The 14,528-nt window shown below is 72.2% G+C and carries 14 protein-coding genes and 1 tRNA gene; 8 read left to right on the forward strand and 7 right to left on the reverse strand.

Going from position 1 to position 14,528, the window contains the following annotated elements; all coding sequences use genetic code 11:
• Positions 1–26 precede the first annotated feature (26 nt).
• Complete coding sequence (locus ABD466_RS19620; protein WP_344658548.1) at positions 27–770, forward strand: hypothetical protein; 744 nt, start codon at positions 27–29, stop codon at positions 768–770.
• On the opposite strand, the gene pdxH is transcribed toward ABD466_RS19620, so the two are convergent.
• Complete coding sequence (pdxH, locus tag ABD466_RS19625) at positions 760–1,416, reverse strand: pyridoxamine 5'-phosphate oxidase (RefSeq protein WP_344658549.1); 657 nt, start codon at positions 1,414–1,416, stop codon at positions 760–762. The two genes, ABD466_RS19620 and pdxH, sit on opposite strands and share 11 nt — an antisense overlap.
• A gap of 212 nt (positions 1,417–1,628) precedes the next feature.
• On the opposite strand from pdxH, the gene ABD466_RS19630 reads away from it, so the two are divergent.
• The 5 genes from ABD466_RS19630 (at position 1,629) to ABD466_RS19650 (ending at position 6,667) form a co-directional block, all read left to right on the forward strand.
• Positions 1,629–2,765: a citrate synthase 2 gene (locus ABD466_RS19630; RefSeq protein ID WP_344658550.1), complete on the forward strand. Its 1,137-nt coding sequence runs from the start codon at positions 1,629–1,631 to the stop codon at positions 2,763–2,765.
• Between the two features lie 129 nt (positions 2,766–2,894).
• Positions 2,895–3,941 (forward strand): hypothetical protein, encoded by a 1,047-nt coding sequence (locus ABD466_RS19635; RefSeq protein WP_344658551.1) that lies wholly within the window; start codon positions 2,895–2,897, stop codon positions 3,939–3,941.
• A 120-nt stretch (positions 3,942–4,061) separates the two neighbouring features.
• The gene (locus ABD466_RS19640; RefSeq protein WP_344658552.1) at positions 4,062–4,640 is read left to right on the forward strand and encodes a hypothetical protein; all 579 of its coding nucleotides are present in this window, start codon (positions 4,062–4,064) and stop codon (positions 4,638–4,640) included.
• 12 nt (positions 4,641–4,652) lie between these two features.
• On the forward strand, positions 4,653–5,993 hold the full coding sequence (locus ABD466_RS19645) for a sensor histidine kinase (RefSeq protein ID WP_344658553.1): 1,341 nt from the start codon (positions 4,653–4,655) through the stop codon (positions 5,991–5,993).
• Positions 5,990–6,667 (forward strand): response regulator, encoded by a 678-nt coding sequence (locus ABD466_RS19650; RefSeq protein WP_344658554.1) that lies wholly within the window; start codon positions 5,990–5,992, stop codon positions 6,665–6,667. The genes ABD466_RS19645 and ABD466_RS19650 overlap by 4 nt, the downstream gene beginning before the upstream one ends.
• A 453-nt stretch (positions 6,668–7,120) precedes the next feature.
• On the opposite strand, the gene ABD466_RS19655 is transcribed toward ABD466_RS19650, so the two are convergent.
• Positions 7,121–7,351 (reverse strand): hypothetical protein, encoded by a 231-nt coding sequence (locus ABD466_RS19655; protein ID WP_344658555.1) that lies wholly within the window; start codon positions 7,349–7,351, stop codon positions 7,121–7,123.
• Positions 7,352–7,773: 422 nt separating this feature from the next.
• On the opposite strand from ABD466_RS19655, the gene serC reads away from it, so the two are divergent.
• Positions 7,774–8,895: a phosphoserine transaminase gene (gene serC / locus ABD466_RS19660; protein WP_344658556.1), complete on the forward strand. Its 1,122-nt coding sequence runs from the start codon at positions 7,774–7,776 to the stop codon at positions 8,893–8,895.
• A gap of 236 nt (positions 8,896–9,131) precedes the next feature.
• Here serC and thpR read toward each other — a convergent pair whose 3' ends face one another.
• From thpR to dcd, 4 genes are all read right to left on the reverse strand, one after another.
• Positions 9,132–9,824 carry an RNA 2',3'-cyclic phosphodiesterase gene (gene thpR / locus ABD466_RS19665; RefSeq protein ID WP_344658557.1) on the reverse strand — a complete coding sequence of 231 codons (693 nt, stop codon included), beginning with the start codon at positions 9,822–9,824 and terminating at the stop codon, positions 9,132–9,134.
• Between the two features lie 227 nt (positions 9,825–10,051).
• On the reverse strand, positions 10,052–11,314 hold the full coding sequence (locus ABD466_RS19670) for an MFS transporter (protein ID WP_344658558.1): 1,263 nt from the start codon (positions 11,312–11,314) through the stop codon (positions 10,052–10,054).
• Between the two features lie 134 nt (positions 11,315–11,448).
• Positions 11,449–12,531: a hypothetical protein gene (locus ABD466_RS19675; protein WP_344658559.1), complete on the reverse strand. Its 1,083-nt coding sequence runs from the start codon at positions 12,529–12,531 to the stop codon at positions 11,449–11,451.
• 98 nt (positions 12,532–12,629) lie between these two features.
• Positions 12,630–13,226 (reverse strand): dCTP deaminase, encoded by a 597-nt coding sequence (gene dcd, locus ABD466_RS19680; protein ID WP_344658596.1) that lies wholly within the window; start codon positions 13,224–13,226, stop codon positions 12,630–12,632.
• A 159-nt stretch (positions 13,227–13,385) separates the two neighbouring features.
• On the opposite strand from dcd, the gene ABD466_RS19685 reads away from it, so the two are divergent.
• A tRNA-Gly gene (locus tag ABD466_RS19685) sits at positions 13,386–13,456 on the forward strand.
• Positions 13,457–13,571: 115 nt separating this feature from the next.
• Here ABD466_RS19685 and ABD466_RS19690 read toward each other — a convergent pair.
• Complete coding sequence (locus tag ABD466_RS19690) at positions 13,572–14,504, reverse strand: NADP-dependent oxidoreductase (RefSeq protein ID WP_344658560.1); 933 nt, start codon at positions 14,502–14,504, stop codon at positions 13,572–13,574.
• Between the last annotated feature and the right edge of the window lie 24 nt (positions 14,505–14,528).

Here is a 14,528-nt window from a genome sequence, read left to right on the forward strand (position 1 = left end):
CCCGGAAAATCTGAGAGTCTGGCGGCATGCTGACGATCACGCGACGGTTCAACGGTCCCCCGCAGTCCGGCAACGGCGGGTACGTCTCCGGTGTGCTCGCCCGGCGTTTCCTCGAGGAGATCGGCTCGACGCCCGGCGCGAAGGTTCAGGTGACGCTGCGCAAGCCGCCGCCGCTGGACAAGCCGCTGACGCTGCGGCAGCCCGAGGAGACCGAAGTGCTGCGCCTGCTGGACGGCTCGACCGTCGTCGCCGAGGCCGAGCTGGTCGAGGCCGCGGGCGAGCTCGTCGAGCCGGTCTCGTACGACGAGGCGGTCGCGGCCTCCAAGGACTACGCGGGCTTCGCCGGCCACCCGTTCCCGACGTGCTTCGTCTGCGGCCCGGAGCACCCGACCGGCCTGCACATCTTCCCCGGTCCCGTGCCTGGTCGCCGGGATGTCGTGGCGGCGCCGTGGACACCGGCGGAGGACACCGTAGACCCGGAGTTCGTGTGGGCCGCGCTGGACTGTCCCGGCGGATGGTCGGCCGGTGACCTGGAAGGTCGCCCCGTGGTCCTCGGGCGCATGAGTGTCGAGCTCCTCAACGACGGTGAGCCGCTGATCGCCGGCGAACCGCATGTGGTGCTGGGGAGACACCTGCGCACCGAGGGACGCAAGACGTTCACGGTCTCGGCGCTCTACGGCCCTTCAGGGGAGCCGGTGGCGAGCGCCGAGGCGGTGTGGATCGCGGTCGATCCGGCGGCGGTGCGGCCGGAAGGCGCCGTCACGGGCTGAGCCGCTCCAGGGCCCAGCCGCTGGCGCTGCCGGCGTCGCGCTTGTACCGCAGGCGGTCGTGGAGCCGGTCGAGGCGGCCCTGCCAGAACTCCACGGTCTCGGCCCGGACCAGGTATCCGCCCCAGAAATCGGGCAGCGGCACCTGCTCGCCCTCGGGCCACTGTTCGGCCAGTTCGGCGGCCCGCTTCTCCAGCACTTCCCGATCCGGGATGACACTGGACTGTTCGCTGGCCCACGCGCCGATCTGCGAGCCGTGCGGGCGGGTGGCGAAGTACTCGGCATCGGCTTCGCGGTCCAGCTTCGTCGCCGAACCGATGACGATCACCTGGCGATGCAGGGTGTACCACGGGAACAACAGTGAGCACCGTGGGTTGTCCGCGAGCTCCCTGCCCTTGCGGGAGCCGAGGTTGGTGTAGAAGATGAATCCGGTTTCGTCGAACCCCTTCAATAGCACTGACCTGCTGGAGGGCTGACCGTCGCGGTCAGTGGTAGAGACCACCATGGCGTTGGGTTCGGGCAACGAGGCCCGGACCGCGTCTTCCAGCCACGTGGCGAATTGGAGGTGGGGTGCGGGAGCCGCGTCCTGTTCACGGAGCGTTCCGATGCCGTATTCCCGGCGGAGCGCGGCGAGCGCTTCAGAGTCCACGAGGCCACGGTAACGCGTGTGACATTCCAGACACAGCACCGCCCCCGGTACAGAGCACGCTGTGTGGCGGGTCACTATAGGAGAGACGCACTAATCACGACACCACCGTGTCGTCGCGATGGCGCCGGGGAAGGCGACACCGTGGCAAGCCAGCTGGCCGCATCGAGCCACAGCACGTAGAGCGGCACACAAAAGAAACAGAGGGAGTACACATGTCCGACTTCGTACCGGGCCTCGAGGGCGTCGTCGCTTTCGAGACCGAAATCGCCGAACCCGACAAGGAAGGCGGCGCTCTCCGGTACCGCGGAGTGGACATCGAAGACCTCGTCGGGCGCGTGACGTTCGGCAACGTGTGGGGCCTTCTGGTGGACGGCAAATTCAACCCGGGCCTGCCGCCGGCGGAGCCGTACCCGGTGCCGGTGCACTCCGGCGACGTGCGCGTGGACGTGCAGTCCGCGCTGGCGATGCTGGCTCCGGTATGGGGTCTGCAGCCGCTGCTGGACACGTCGGACGAGAAGGCGCGCGAGGACCTGGCGCGGGCCGCGGTCATGGCCCTTTCGTTCGTGGCCCAGTCGGCGCGCTCGATCGAGCACCCCGGCCAGGCCATGGTCCCGCAGAGCGAGGTCGACAAGGCCGAGACCATCGTCGAGCGGTTCATGATCCGCTGGCGCGGCGAGCCGGACCCGAAGCACGTCCAGGCCATCGACGCGTACTGGACCTCGGCGGCCGAGCACGGCATGAACGCCTCGACCTTCACCGCCCGCGTCATCGCCTCCACCGGCGCCGACGCCGCCGCCGCCCTGTCCGGCGCGGTCGGCGCGATGTCCGGCCCGCTGCACGGCGGCGCCCCGGCCCGCGTCCTGCACATGGTCGAGGCGGTCGAGGAGATCGGCGACGCCCGCAAGTATGTGAAGAGCGTCCTGGACAAGGGCGAGCGCCTGATGGGCTTCGGCCACCGCGTGTACCGCGCTGAGGACCCGCGCGCCCGCGTCCTGCGCCGCACCGCCAAGGAGCTGAACGCCCCCCGCTACGAGGTGGCCGCCGCCCTGGAGGAGGCCGCCCTGGCCGAGCTCCGTGAGCGCCGTCCGGACCGCGTCCTGGAGACCAACGTCGAGTTCTGGGCCGCCGTGGTCCTGGACTTCGCGCAGGTCCCGGCGAACATGTTCACCTCCATGTTCACCTGTGCCCGCACCGCCGGCTGGAGCGCGCACATCCTGGAGCAGAAGAAGACCGGCCGCCTGATCCGCCCCTCTGCGATCTACGTCGGCCCGCCCTCCCGCAAGCCGGAGACGGTCGAGGGCTTCGAGACGATGGTGCCGCCGAGCGGTTTCCACACGTACAAGGGCTGATCGCGCGGCCGGGCGCCGAACGCGCTCCGTTCCGCTCCGCGAGGCTGAGAGAGGGCTCCCCCGTTTGGGGGAGCCCTTTCCCCTGTGCGGGGGAAGTTGGACAGATCGTTTCCGGACGATCCTCGACTCATGGCGATCACACACCCGCTCCGAACACACGTCACGGCGCCTGCCGCCGTCCCGGCCCCGGGCGGCCTCCGCCTCGCCCTCTGCGCGACGGCCCTCATCGCCGCCCTCCCCTACCTGGTGCTGAAGCTGCTCTGGGTGTCCGGGGTCGAAGTCGGGGTGCACGGTTCGGCGATGCGGGGCGGAACCATGGTCGGCGTCAACCTGCTCACCGTGGGGATGGAAGCGGTGGCGGGCGCGGTGGCCCTGGCGTTGGTGCGGCCGTGGGGGCTGCGGATGCCGGCGTGGGTATTGGTCTTCCCGATGTGGGTGGCCACGGGGTTCCTGGCGCCGGTGGTGCTGGGGGCGCCGACGGCGGCGTTGGCGGCGATGGTGTCGGGACAGGGGGCTGTCGGCGGCGGTTCGAACTCTCCGGAGTCGCTGGACGGCTGGGTGTTCGCGCTCGTCTACGGCGGGTTCGGGGTGCAGGGGATCTGCTTGGGAGCGGGGTTCGTCCTGCATGCGCGGGCCCGCTGGGGCGGGCTGTTCAGGCTGGCGCTGCGTGATCTGCCGGGTACGCCGGGTACGCCGGGTAGGACGGGTATGCCCGTGGACGGAGCGCGGCGGGTTCTCGCCACCGGCGTCTCGGTGTTCGCGCTCATCCCGATCTCGGCCCACCTGTACTGGGCGGCCGGCGGCACGGCTGGACACCCGGCGGACCCGGACGGGTCGGCGAGCCGCTTCGCGCTGGAGAGCGTGTTCGGCCTGCTGCCGCTGGTGGGAGTGATCGGCACGCTGATCCTGGTCCACCGGCGGGACGGGGCCCCGGCCCGCTGGGCGCTGATCTCGGCGTGGACCGGAACCGCCACGATGTTCGCGTGGGGCCTGTGGTGGCAGCTGGCGGGAACGATCAGCACACCGGTGACCGCGGGCAAGGACCTGCGCGGTGTGGCGGGTGTCGGCGGCGCTCAGATGCTGGCCGGAGCCGTACTGGCGACGGTGCTGGCGCTGCTGGTGGTCGAGGCGGCCGCGAAGCAGGGTGCTGCGGCGCCGGTCCGGAGTGAGCGGTGATCTCGGGCCGGCGGCGGGTGCGGCCGGGACCGGCGTCGCGCCCGGACCCGCAGCCGGTGCCGGAACCGCTCCCTCCGGGCGTGGAGACCGGACACCGCGCAGACCCGCGACCCGGCGGCGATGCCCGGCTGGGAGGCCGCCCTGATCCAGACCGGGTTCATCGGTATGGGCCTGGGTCTGGCCCTCGGCCTCCCCGCGTACCTGCGCCGCCGGTGGCCCGGGGTCTTCACGCCCCGGCTCGGAGCGCACGACGGCCGCCGGCTCGACCTGCTGGTCGTCGTGACGGTCGTGGGCGGGTTCTGGCTCTCGTGGACGGCGGGCTCTCCCATCGCCATCGACCATCTCGCCGCTCGCGAAGCCGGCTGGCGCGCGCTGAACGGCGTCTCCGGCGCCTGGGCCCTGATCACGGTGGCCTCGGTGGCCGCGCTGCGACGCCCGGCGTCCCCGCGCGCGCCGCGCCAGTTCGTCGCGGCGCTGGCCTGGGTGGGGTCGGGCAGTCTGTTCGCCTGGGGCGGGTGGAGACTGGCGATCACTCTGTACCTGTCGGCCACGCGCCCGCACGACGTGACGATGCCGGAGAACCTCGGGGTGGCGGCCCTGCTGCACGCGCTGGCCCTGCTGTCCGGGGCGACGGTGGCCCGGGCGCTGGCCAGGGGCGCGGCCGGGATCCACGAGCCGCTCGGCCGGGACCGGGCGTGACATGATCGCGCCATGAGCCTCAAGGGGGAGCTCCGGTCGGTGGCCGTCGCCGCGCTCGGGCGGGTGGCCCTGCGCCGATGGGTCTTCCTGATCCTGGGCGGGGCTCTGGTGACGCCCTTCTACCTCGTGGTGAACACCCTCGGCGGGCTGCTCGTGCCGGACCCGGGCCCCGTGGCGCTGATGGCCCTGCAGTTCGGGTCCTTCCTCGCCTCGTTGCCGCTGGTGGCCGGGGGCGCGGCCGTGGCGGCGCGGTTCGTCCGGCCGCTGGAGGTCGCCGCGGTCCGCGCCCTGCTGACCGCCGAGGTCCCGCCGACGGAGGGCGACGGCACCGGCGGTACCGGCACTACCGGCACCACCGCCACCACCGCCACCGCCACCACCGCGGCACGCGGCCGGACCGCCGCCTGGGCGGTGCTGCACCTCGGTGTCGGGACGCTGGTCGCCGGCGCCACGCTCGCCGTCCCGCCGGCCGCGACCGTGCTGCTCTTCCGGCCGGTGGACGGCGGCGGATGGGCGTGGATGAGCGACGTGCCGGCCTGGGCCGGACCGCCGGCCGCCGCCTTCCTGCTGGCCGGGCTGGCGTCCTGGGCCTGGGCCGGCGGCCGGGTACTGGAGCGGGCGGCGCCGCGGTTGCTGGGCCCGTCGGCGGCCGAGCGGCTGGCCGCCGCCGAGCGCGGGCGGCTGCGCCTGGCCGAGCGCAACCGGCTGGCGCGGGAGCTGCACGACTCGGTCGGGCACGCGCTGAGCATCGTCACGCTCCAGGCCGCGGCCGCCGGACGGGTCCTCGACCACGACCCGGCGTTCGCCCGGCGGGCCCTCGGGGCGATCGAGGAGGCGGCCCGCGGTGCCATGGACGAGCTCGACCACGTGCTCGGCCTCCTGCGCGAGGAGGATGCCCGGCGCACCCCGCAGCCGGACCTGCGCGACATCGAACGCCTCGCCGCCTCGGCCCGCGCCGTCGGCACGCCGGTCACGCTGACCACCGCCGGCCTGGACGGCGTCCCGGCCGTGGTGTCGCGCGAGGCGTACCGCATCGCGCAGGAGGGCCTCACCAACGCCCTCCGCCACGCCCCCGGCCGCGCGGTCGCCCTGACCCTCGCCGTCGACGCCGACGCGTCGCAGCTGGCCGTGACGGTCGAGAACCCGCTGCCGACCCGCCGCCCCGCCACCCGCTTCCGGACCGCCGACGGCGGCCGCGGCGCGGACGGCATCGCCGAACGCGTGGCGCTGCTCGGCGGCACGGCCTCCGCCGGCCCGACCGCGGCCACCTGGCGCCTGCACGCGCGCCTCCCGCTCGCCCCGGCGCACCGCGCCCCGCTCCCGGACTCCGCCATCTCCCAGGGGGACACATGACCACAGAGCCGTCCGGCCCGGCCGCCCCGCCACCGATCAGGATCCTGATCGCCGACGACGAAGCCCTCGTCCGCTCCGGCCTGCACGCGATCCTCGCCGCCGAACCCGGCCTCGCCGTCGTCGGCGAGGCCGGCACCGGCGCCGAAGCGGTGGCGCTGGCCCGGTCGCTCCGTCCGGACGTCGTCCTCACCGACGTCCGCATGCCCGCGCTGGACGGGATCCAGGCGGCCAGACTGATCCTCGACGGGTCCGGAGCCGGGCCCACGCCCCGCGTCGTCGTCATCACCACCTTCGAGAACGACGACCACCTCTACGACGCGCTGCTCGCCGGCGCCAGCGGCTTCCTGCTCAAGCGGTCCCGCCCGGCCGAGATCGTGCAGGCGGTACGGCTGGCCGCGGTCGGCGACACGCTGATGTTCCCGGAAGCCGTCCGCGAGCTCGCGCGCAAGCAGCGGCGCCACCCCGAGTCCGTCGCCGACCGGCTCTCGGAACGGGAACGCGAGGTGCTGCGCCTGATGGCCGCCGGACTGGAGAACGCCGAGATCGCCCAGGAGATGTTCCTCGGCGCGCAGACCGTGAAGACCCACGTCGCGAACATCCTCGCCAAGCTCGACGCCCGCAACCGCACCCACGCCGTGGTGATCGCCTACCGGTCGGGATTCGTGAACCCGTGACGCCGGCGGAGCCCGCCTGCAACCTTCCCGGCGCGGTGTGACTCATGTGTCCCGGTCGACGGCTACGGGAGGGAAGCGACGGATGGGCGACGTGGCTCGGATCGACGAGTTCACCGAGTACGCGCGGGCACGGCAGAGGCATCTGCTGCGGACCGCCTGGCCGCCGCCGCCCACGACCCCGACCGGCCGGTGGCGCGGCTGGCCCTGCTGCCCGCCCTCGACCAGCTCGGGACACGCGCCGGGCCGTGGACGTGGTCGAGAGACGCGGCGTCGCGGTCTCCAGCCCCTGACGTTGCCAGGCATGCGCGGTTCGAGCGGGACGGAGGCGGGAGCGCTCGAACCGGGCATGGTCGGCAAGGTGTCGGCCATGATCGGCTGGCCATCGCCCGGGCCTCGTCCCAGTCGCTTCTCGGCGAGCGCGCATGCCTGCTCACGTTGCCGCACGCACGCGTATCAGGCGACGACGTACCAGGCCGGAGGCGACGGCTGAGTCGGATTCGGCGACGACATGAAGACGCAGTGCGCCGTGGAGTGTCCAGCGATCACGTAGAGTGCGGCCGTGGTGTAGCAACTGGCCTGCTGCTGGTCGAGGGTGCCCGAAAACGGACCTGCGAGAATCGTCGAAGCGCTCGCATTGGAGGCCGCACCGACGACTGCCGTCGCCGAGATCGCCGCGATCGCCATCGCGGACGCCATTCGCTTTCGCATGATGAATCTTCCCTTTCCCGACGGAATGCGCTCGCCGCCGCAAGTTACGCCGGCGGAGCCCTTTGAACGCTGATCAGCCTGGTGCAGGACGTTGGCGGGTAGCCAATACTCCGGGCAACTCCGTACACCTCGGCCCAGCGCCGGTGGCTCCAGTGCCTGCACCGCCACGAAGTGGACGCGCCCCGCCACTGACCCCGCGCCCGGACACGCCCGACACGCCCCGACACGCCGGAGTCCCCGGAGTCCCGGTCCGCTGACATGCTGACAGGGACTCCGTGTCTCGTTTCACGGACTGGACGCCGAATCCCGGACACAAGACCGTTACGATGCGTAGAGGCCTGGCCAACGACGCCCCGGGCCACCGTTTTCTCCTTTCCTCTCACTTCTCGGAGAACCGCGTGGCTGACATCACCATCCCCGCCGACCTGCTTCCCTCCGACGGCCGGTTCGGCTGCGGCCCGTCCAAGGTGCGGCCCGAGGCCGTGGCCAAACTGGCGACCGAGGGCGCCCAGCTGCTGGGCACCTCGCACCGGCAGGCGCCGGTGAAGAACCTGGTCGGGCGGGTGCGCGCCGGCGTGAGCGAGCTGTTCGGCCTGCCCGAGGGCTACGAGGTGGTGCTCGGCAACGGCGGCTCGACCGCGTTCTGGGACATCGCCGCCTTCGGCCTGGTGCGGGCCAAGTCACAGCACCTGAGCTTCGGCGAGTTCTCCTCGAAGTTCGCCTCCTCGGTCAAGGCCGCGCCGTGGCTGCAGGCGCCGTCGATCATCGCCTCGGAACCCGGGACGCACCCGCAGGCCGTCGCCGAAGCCGGCGTCGACGTCTACGCGCTGACCCACAACGAGACCTCCACCGGCGTCGCGATGCCCATCGCGCGGCCGGAAGGCGCCGACGAGGGCGCGCTGGTGCTGGTGGACGCGACGTCGGGAGCCGGCGGCCTGCCGGTGGACGTCAGCGAGACCGACGTCTACTACTTCGCCCCGCAGAAGAACTTCGCCTCCGACGGCGGCCTGTGGATCGGCCTGTTCTCCCCGGCCGCCCTGGAGCGCGCCGCCGAGATCGGCGCCTCGGACCGGTACGTCCCGCCGTTCTTCAGCCTGCCGACGGCGATCGACAACTCCACGAAGAACCAGACCTACAACACCCCGTCGGTGGCCACGCTGTTCCTGATGGCCGAGCAGCTGGACTGGCTGAACGGCAACGGCGGCCTGGCCTGGGCCACCGCGCGCACCGCCGACAGCTCGGCGCGGCTGTACGCGTGGGCCGAGCGCACCGCGTACACGACGCCCTTCGTGGCCGACCCGGCGCAGCGGTCGCAGGTCGTCGGCACCATCGACCTGGCCGAGGGGATCAGCGCGGACAAGGTGTCGGCGGCGCTGCGGGAGAACGGGATCGTCGACACCGACGCCTACCGCAAGCTCGGCCGCAACCAGCTGCGGATCGCGATGTTCCCGGCGGTGGAGCCGGACGACATCGACAAGCTGACCGCGAGCATCGACTACGTCGTGGAGCGCCTGGCCTGACCGGCGGGCGAGGCCCGGAGGCCGTCTTCAGCGCAGCACGGAGGCGGCCACCACCACGGCGAGGATCGCCACCAACACGAAAGTGACGACCCTGGAGCGGGTACGTGTGTTCACCGCTCCAGGGTAATGCGACCGGGACGGTGCCTTGACGGCAGCCGGTCGGGGCCCGGCCGGGGCCCGTCCACACCCGATCGGCGCCAGTGCCCGATCGGCGCCAGTGCCCGGTCAGTGCCCCGTCAGCGCCCCGTCAGCGCCCAGTGCGCGACGCGTTCGTAGCGTTTGCCGGGCGGGCCGCCGTTGCCGCCGTTGCCGCCGTACGATCCCTGCGTCCCGTGGGACCCCGCGGCCGCCGCGCTGCCCGGCGACGAGCCGACGTGCGCGGCCTCCCCGGCGTCGAGCACCGTGAACAGCTCCATCTCACCGGCCAGCCAGCCCGGCGACCGGAACGTGCGCAGCCGTTCCACCAGCGGGACCAGGTCCACCGGTCCGGTGCGGTCGTCCTGGCCGGCGCCGCGCGGCACGCCGCTGACCCGGGCCAGCGTCAGGTGCGGCCGGTAAGGGCGGTCCTCGACCCGCAGGTGGCAGCGGCGCGCCGCGGCGCCGGCCGCCTCGGCCAGCCGGCCCAGCCGGTCGCACTGGCCCTGCACGCCGAACCACAGCGCGCGCGGCCCGAAGCGGCCGGCGCCGGCCAGGGACAGCTCCATCGGGGTGGTGCGGGCCGCGACCCGGCCCAGCCGCTCGGCCAGGTCGTCGGTCTTGTCCTCGGGCACCTCGCCGTAGAACGCGACGGTGATGTGCCAGGTCTCGGGCCGGGTCCAGCGCAGCAGGGCGTTGACTCCGGGGGTGTTGCCCCGCTTCAGCGCGTCCACCGCGGTCCGCACCTCCAGCAGGACCGCACGGGGTGGCGTGATCGCCACGAACAAGCGCATGCGTCTCCTTGAGGTTCCCCCAGCGCACCGGCACCGCACACGGACGCCCGCAAGTGCTCAGCGCGCTTCACACCTTGTGAGAGCACCCACAATACGGCGTGTGACCGGCGTGGTGTCGATACGCAACCATGGTTTTTCTTCGCCGTCCCGCGCCGCCCTGGCGCTGCGGGAGCGCCGGGACGACGGGGCTGACGGGAGCGGTGGGAACGATGGGGAACCGGGGGCCGTCAGGCGGCCAGGCGCTCGGCGAGCCGCGGCGGGGTGTGCGCGGCCAGGCGCTCGCGGACCGACACGCCCTTCACGCGGGCCAGCGCATAGGCGGCGGCCACCGCGGCCACGATCGATATCAGCCCGCCGCCGCCGACCGCGTACCGGGCGCCGAAGTGCTGGCCGATCCAGCCGACCAGCGGGGAGCCGATCGGGGTGCCGCCGAGGAAGACCACCATGTAGACGCTCATCACCCGGCCGCGCATCTCCGGCTCGACGCCGGTCTGCATGGTGGCGTTGGCCGAGGTGGTGACCATGATGATCATGACGCCGACGGGCAGCATCAGCGCCCCGTAGAGCACCGGGTCCGGCATCACCGACACCACCATGGCGGCCACGCCGAAACCGCAGGCGCTGAGCAGCACCAGCGCCACGCCGACCCGGCGCCGGCGGGCGGTGACCAGGGCTCCGGACAGCGCGCCGAGCGCGAGCAGGATGTTCAGCAGGCCGAAGGTGCCCTTGCCGAGATGGAAGGTCTGCACCGCCATCAGGGTGCTGGTGATCTGGAAGTTCAGGCCGAAGGTGGCCAGGAAGAACATGCAGAACAGCACGGCCAGCAGGTCCGGCCGGGTACGCAGGTAGACGAAGGCCTCGCGGTACTGGCCCTTGGCGCGGACGATCGGGATCGGCGCGTGGAGCTCGTCGGCGCGGATCAGCGCCAGACCGGTGATGATCGCGACGCCGGCCATGGCGTTGGCGATGAACACCCAGCCGACGTCCATCACCGCCAGCGCCAGACTGGCCAGCGCCGGGCCCAGCATCCGGGCCAGGTTGAAGGTGGCGGCGTTCAGGGCGACCGCGTTGGGCAGCGCCTCGGGGCCGACGAGCTCCACGACGAAGGACTGGCGGGCCGGGTTGTCGAAGGCGGTGACCGTGCCGCCGACGAGGGCGATCAGGTAGACGTGCCAGAGCTCGACGGCGCCGGAGACGATGAGCAGCCCGAGGGTCAGCGCGCACAGCCCGGTGAGCGTCGCGGTGAGCATCAGCAGACGGTTCTTGCGGTAGCGGTCGGCCAGAGCGCCGCCCCAGAGGCTGAAGGTGAGGGCCGGGCCGAACTGCAGGGCGGTGACGACGCCGAGGTCGGTGCCGGAGCCGGTGAGCGAGACGACGAGCCAGTCCTGGGCTATTCGCTGCATCCAGATGCCGGTGTTCGAGACCACCATCCCGCTGGCGAAGAGTCGGTAGTTGCGGATCGACAGCGAGGAGAAAGTGGCTGACTTCACGGCTGGGCAGGCCCCCCTGAAGGCGTAGCGTCCCCCGGGCCGAACGCCTCGGGCGCGAAACTTAGCCTACCTCAGTATCGCGGTTTCCGGTAACCCCCAATCCCCCCGTCGCGGGGATTACCGCCGACTCCCGCTCATCTGGTGGTGAACGTCCGGGTTTCCTGGGGGAAACCGTCCGCGTCCAGCAGGACACCGCCGGTGACCTCGGCGATCAGGGCGGCGGCGGAACGGACCGCGGCAGCCGCCGGCGTACTGCCGGGCGGCGCGCCGGGGGCCGGCGTGGAGAGATCACAGAACTCGTAGACGCTGCGGGGCCAGGCTTCGTCCGCGCGGTCGCGGAGGGCGTGGGGGAGGCGGGGGGCGGGGGTCGCTCGGGCAACGGCAGCGGCAGCGGCGGGGTCCGGGGGCGCCGGAGTCGTCGGGCCCGCCGGCCGTCCCGGGCTCATCGGGCTCGTCGTGCTCGTCGTGCCCATCGGGCTCGTCGTGCTCGTCGTACTCGTCGTACTCGTCGTGCTCGTCGGACCGGTAGGACACGTCGGCCGCACCCGGATCTCGACCAGATCGCGGTGCCGCAGGATGTAGCCGCCGCCGTCCGGGACCACCTCGCGGGCCAGGGCCGGGGCGATGGGCCGAAGGATCTCGCGCAGCACGACCCACGGCAGCATCTCGTGGCTGAAGACGGACTGGTCGGTGTCACCGGGCAGCGGCGGGTCCTCGTACGGGGCGTGCACCGGGCCGTCGGGAAGGCGGGCGACGCCGCGCAGCCGCTTGGCGAGACCGCGGACCAGATGCCAGGCGTCGGCCTCGGCACCGACCGGGAGGCCGTGCGGGTAGCGGCGGCGGAGGTGGTCGGCGTGGCGGCTGTCGCCGATCTTGGCGCGCTCCCGGCGGACCTCGGCGACGTAGGCGAGGCCCAGGGAGGCCGCGGGGCCGGTGGTGGGGAGGCCGGCGTCGGCACGGAGCATGGGGGTGAGACGGAGGGGACCGTGCCAGCGGATGCCGTCACCGACGTGAGTGGGCACGGTGTCGGAGGCGAAGCCGTCGGTCACCTCGCACCCGCCCGCCCACGCCGGATTCCACTCCGCGACCAGGCCCGCGACGATGTCCGGCGCTTGCAGCGCCGAGAGCAGCAGCGCGGGATTGTCCCGGAGCAGGCGGTCCGGGCGCGCAGCGGCGGACGGATCCGCGATCCGCGTGAAGGGCCAACGGGCTGACAAGGCGACCACATCGTCACTGTGTCAGCGGCAGGGGCCCGGTACTCGCGTCCGGGGGCAGATTCACCCGGTCGGCGGGTGCCGGGAACCCCCGCGATGCGTCAGCCCACGCGCTCGGAGGCGCCGATGTCCGTCCGGTGGAAGTTCAGGTAGCTCCGCGACGGCGTCGGCCCCCGCTGATCCTGGTACCGCGACTGGTTGACCGCCGACCCGTACGGATTCTCCGCCGCCGACGACAACCGGAAGAAACACATCTGCCCGATCTTCATACCGGGCCACAACTTGATCGGCAGCGTCGCGACATTGGACAACTCCAACGTGACATGCCCCGAGAACCCCGGATCGATGAACCCGGCGGTCGAGTGCGTCAGCAATCCCAACCGCCCCAGACTCGACTTCCCCTCCAGCCGCGCGGCGAGGTCGTCGGGCAGGCGCACCACCTCGTACGTGGACGCCAGCACGAACTCCCCGGGATGCAGGATGAACGGCTCATCCCCGTCCGACTCCACCTCCCGCGTCAGCTCCGGCTGCTCCTCAGCGGGATCGATGAACGGATACCGATGGTTCTCGAACACCCGGAAGTACCGGTCCAACCGCACATCCACACTGGACGGCTGCACCATCACATCGTCGAACGGTTCCAGAACCACCCGCCCGGACCCGATCTCGGCCCGAATGTCCTTGTCTGAGAGCAACACAGAAATAAAACCTACCCTGCCGGCCGATCTCCGCCCCGCCCCCGGCCCCGGCGCGACCACGTTCGACACCACACCCGCGCACGATCGGCCCGCGATCGGGTACAGTGGGCGCTCGAACGACGGCACACGGCTCGGGACGACCGGCCGGGGCGCCGACGCGCGGGCGTAGTTTAATGGTAGAACATGAGCTTCCCAAGCTCAGAGCGCGAGTTCGATTCTCGTCGCCCGCTCTTACAGGTGGAGCCCAGGTAGTTCGGCTATCCGGTACCTGGGCTCGCAACGTCTTGCGACCCGTTTCTCCAGTTCGTGCCCGCCGCCGGTCAGGTCCGGGTCCACCGACTGCCTTCACACCGTCAGCACGATCTTCCCTCGTGTGCGGCCCGACTCGATGAGCTCGTGAGCCTTGGCGGCGTCCTCCAACTGAAACGAGTGCTCGATGTGGGGCCGCAACCGACCGCTGTCGGCCAGGTCCGCGAGAGCTTCGAGCCCGACGTGGTCGGGCTCGACGGTGACCCCCGCGAAGCGTCGTCCGCTCGCGATCGTCGCGGCGCGCAGAGCGGTGTCCGCACGGTCGACGATGGTGACCAGCAGGCCGCCGGGCCGCAGCTGTCGGATCGACCGGTGGCCGACGGCGCCGCCGACGGTGTCCAGGACGACATCCGCCTCCCGGACCGCGGTGGTCGCGTCGGGGTGGCGGTGGTCGACGACCTCGTCGGCGCCGAGGGCTCTGACGAAGTCGTGCTTGGCCGCGCTGGCGGTGGCGATGATGTGCGCTCCACGTGCCTTGGCGATCTGAACCGCCAGATGCCCGACCCCACCGCCTCCGGCGTGGATCAGGACCCGTTGTCCGGGGCGGACGTCAGCGGTGTCGACCAGCGCCTGCCAGGCGGTCAGTCCGGCCAGCGGAAGAGCGGCGGCGTGCTCGTGACCCAGGGCGGCGGGCTTGCGGGCCAGTTGCCGGGAGGGGACGGCGACGTATTCGGCGTAGCCCCGTCCGGCTCGGGGGAAGAACGGCATGCCGAACACTTCGTCGCCGACTTCGAACCTCGTCACTCCGGGGACCACCTGCTCCACGACTCCTGAGATGTCCCAGCCGAGGATGAACGGCGGTTCGCCGAGGAGCGGGAAAGCCCCGGAGCGGACCATGGCGTCGACCGGGTTCACCGCTGCGGCGTGGACGCGGACCAGCACTTCTGAGGGAATCGGTTCGGGACGGGACACCTCGGCGACGTGCAGGACGTTCGGGTCGCCGAAGGAGTTCTGGATGACAGCGCGCATGGTCGGGCTCCTGGATTCTGCGAT

It is taken from the genome of Catenulispora subtropica, assembly GCF_039531675.1.
Taxonomy (GTDB): Bacteria; Actinomycetota; Actinomycetes; order Streptomycetales; family Catenulisporaceae; genus Catenulispora; species Catenulispora subtropica.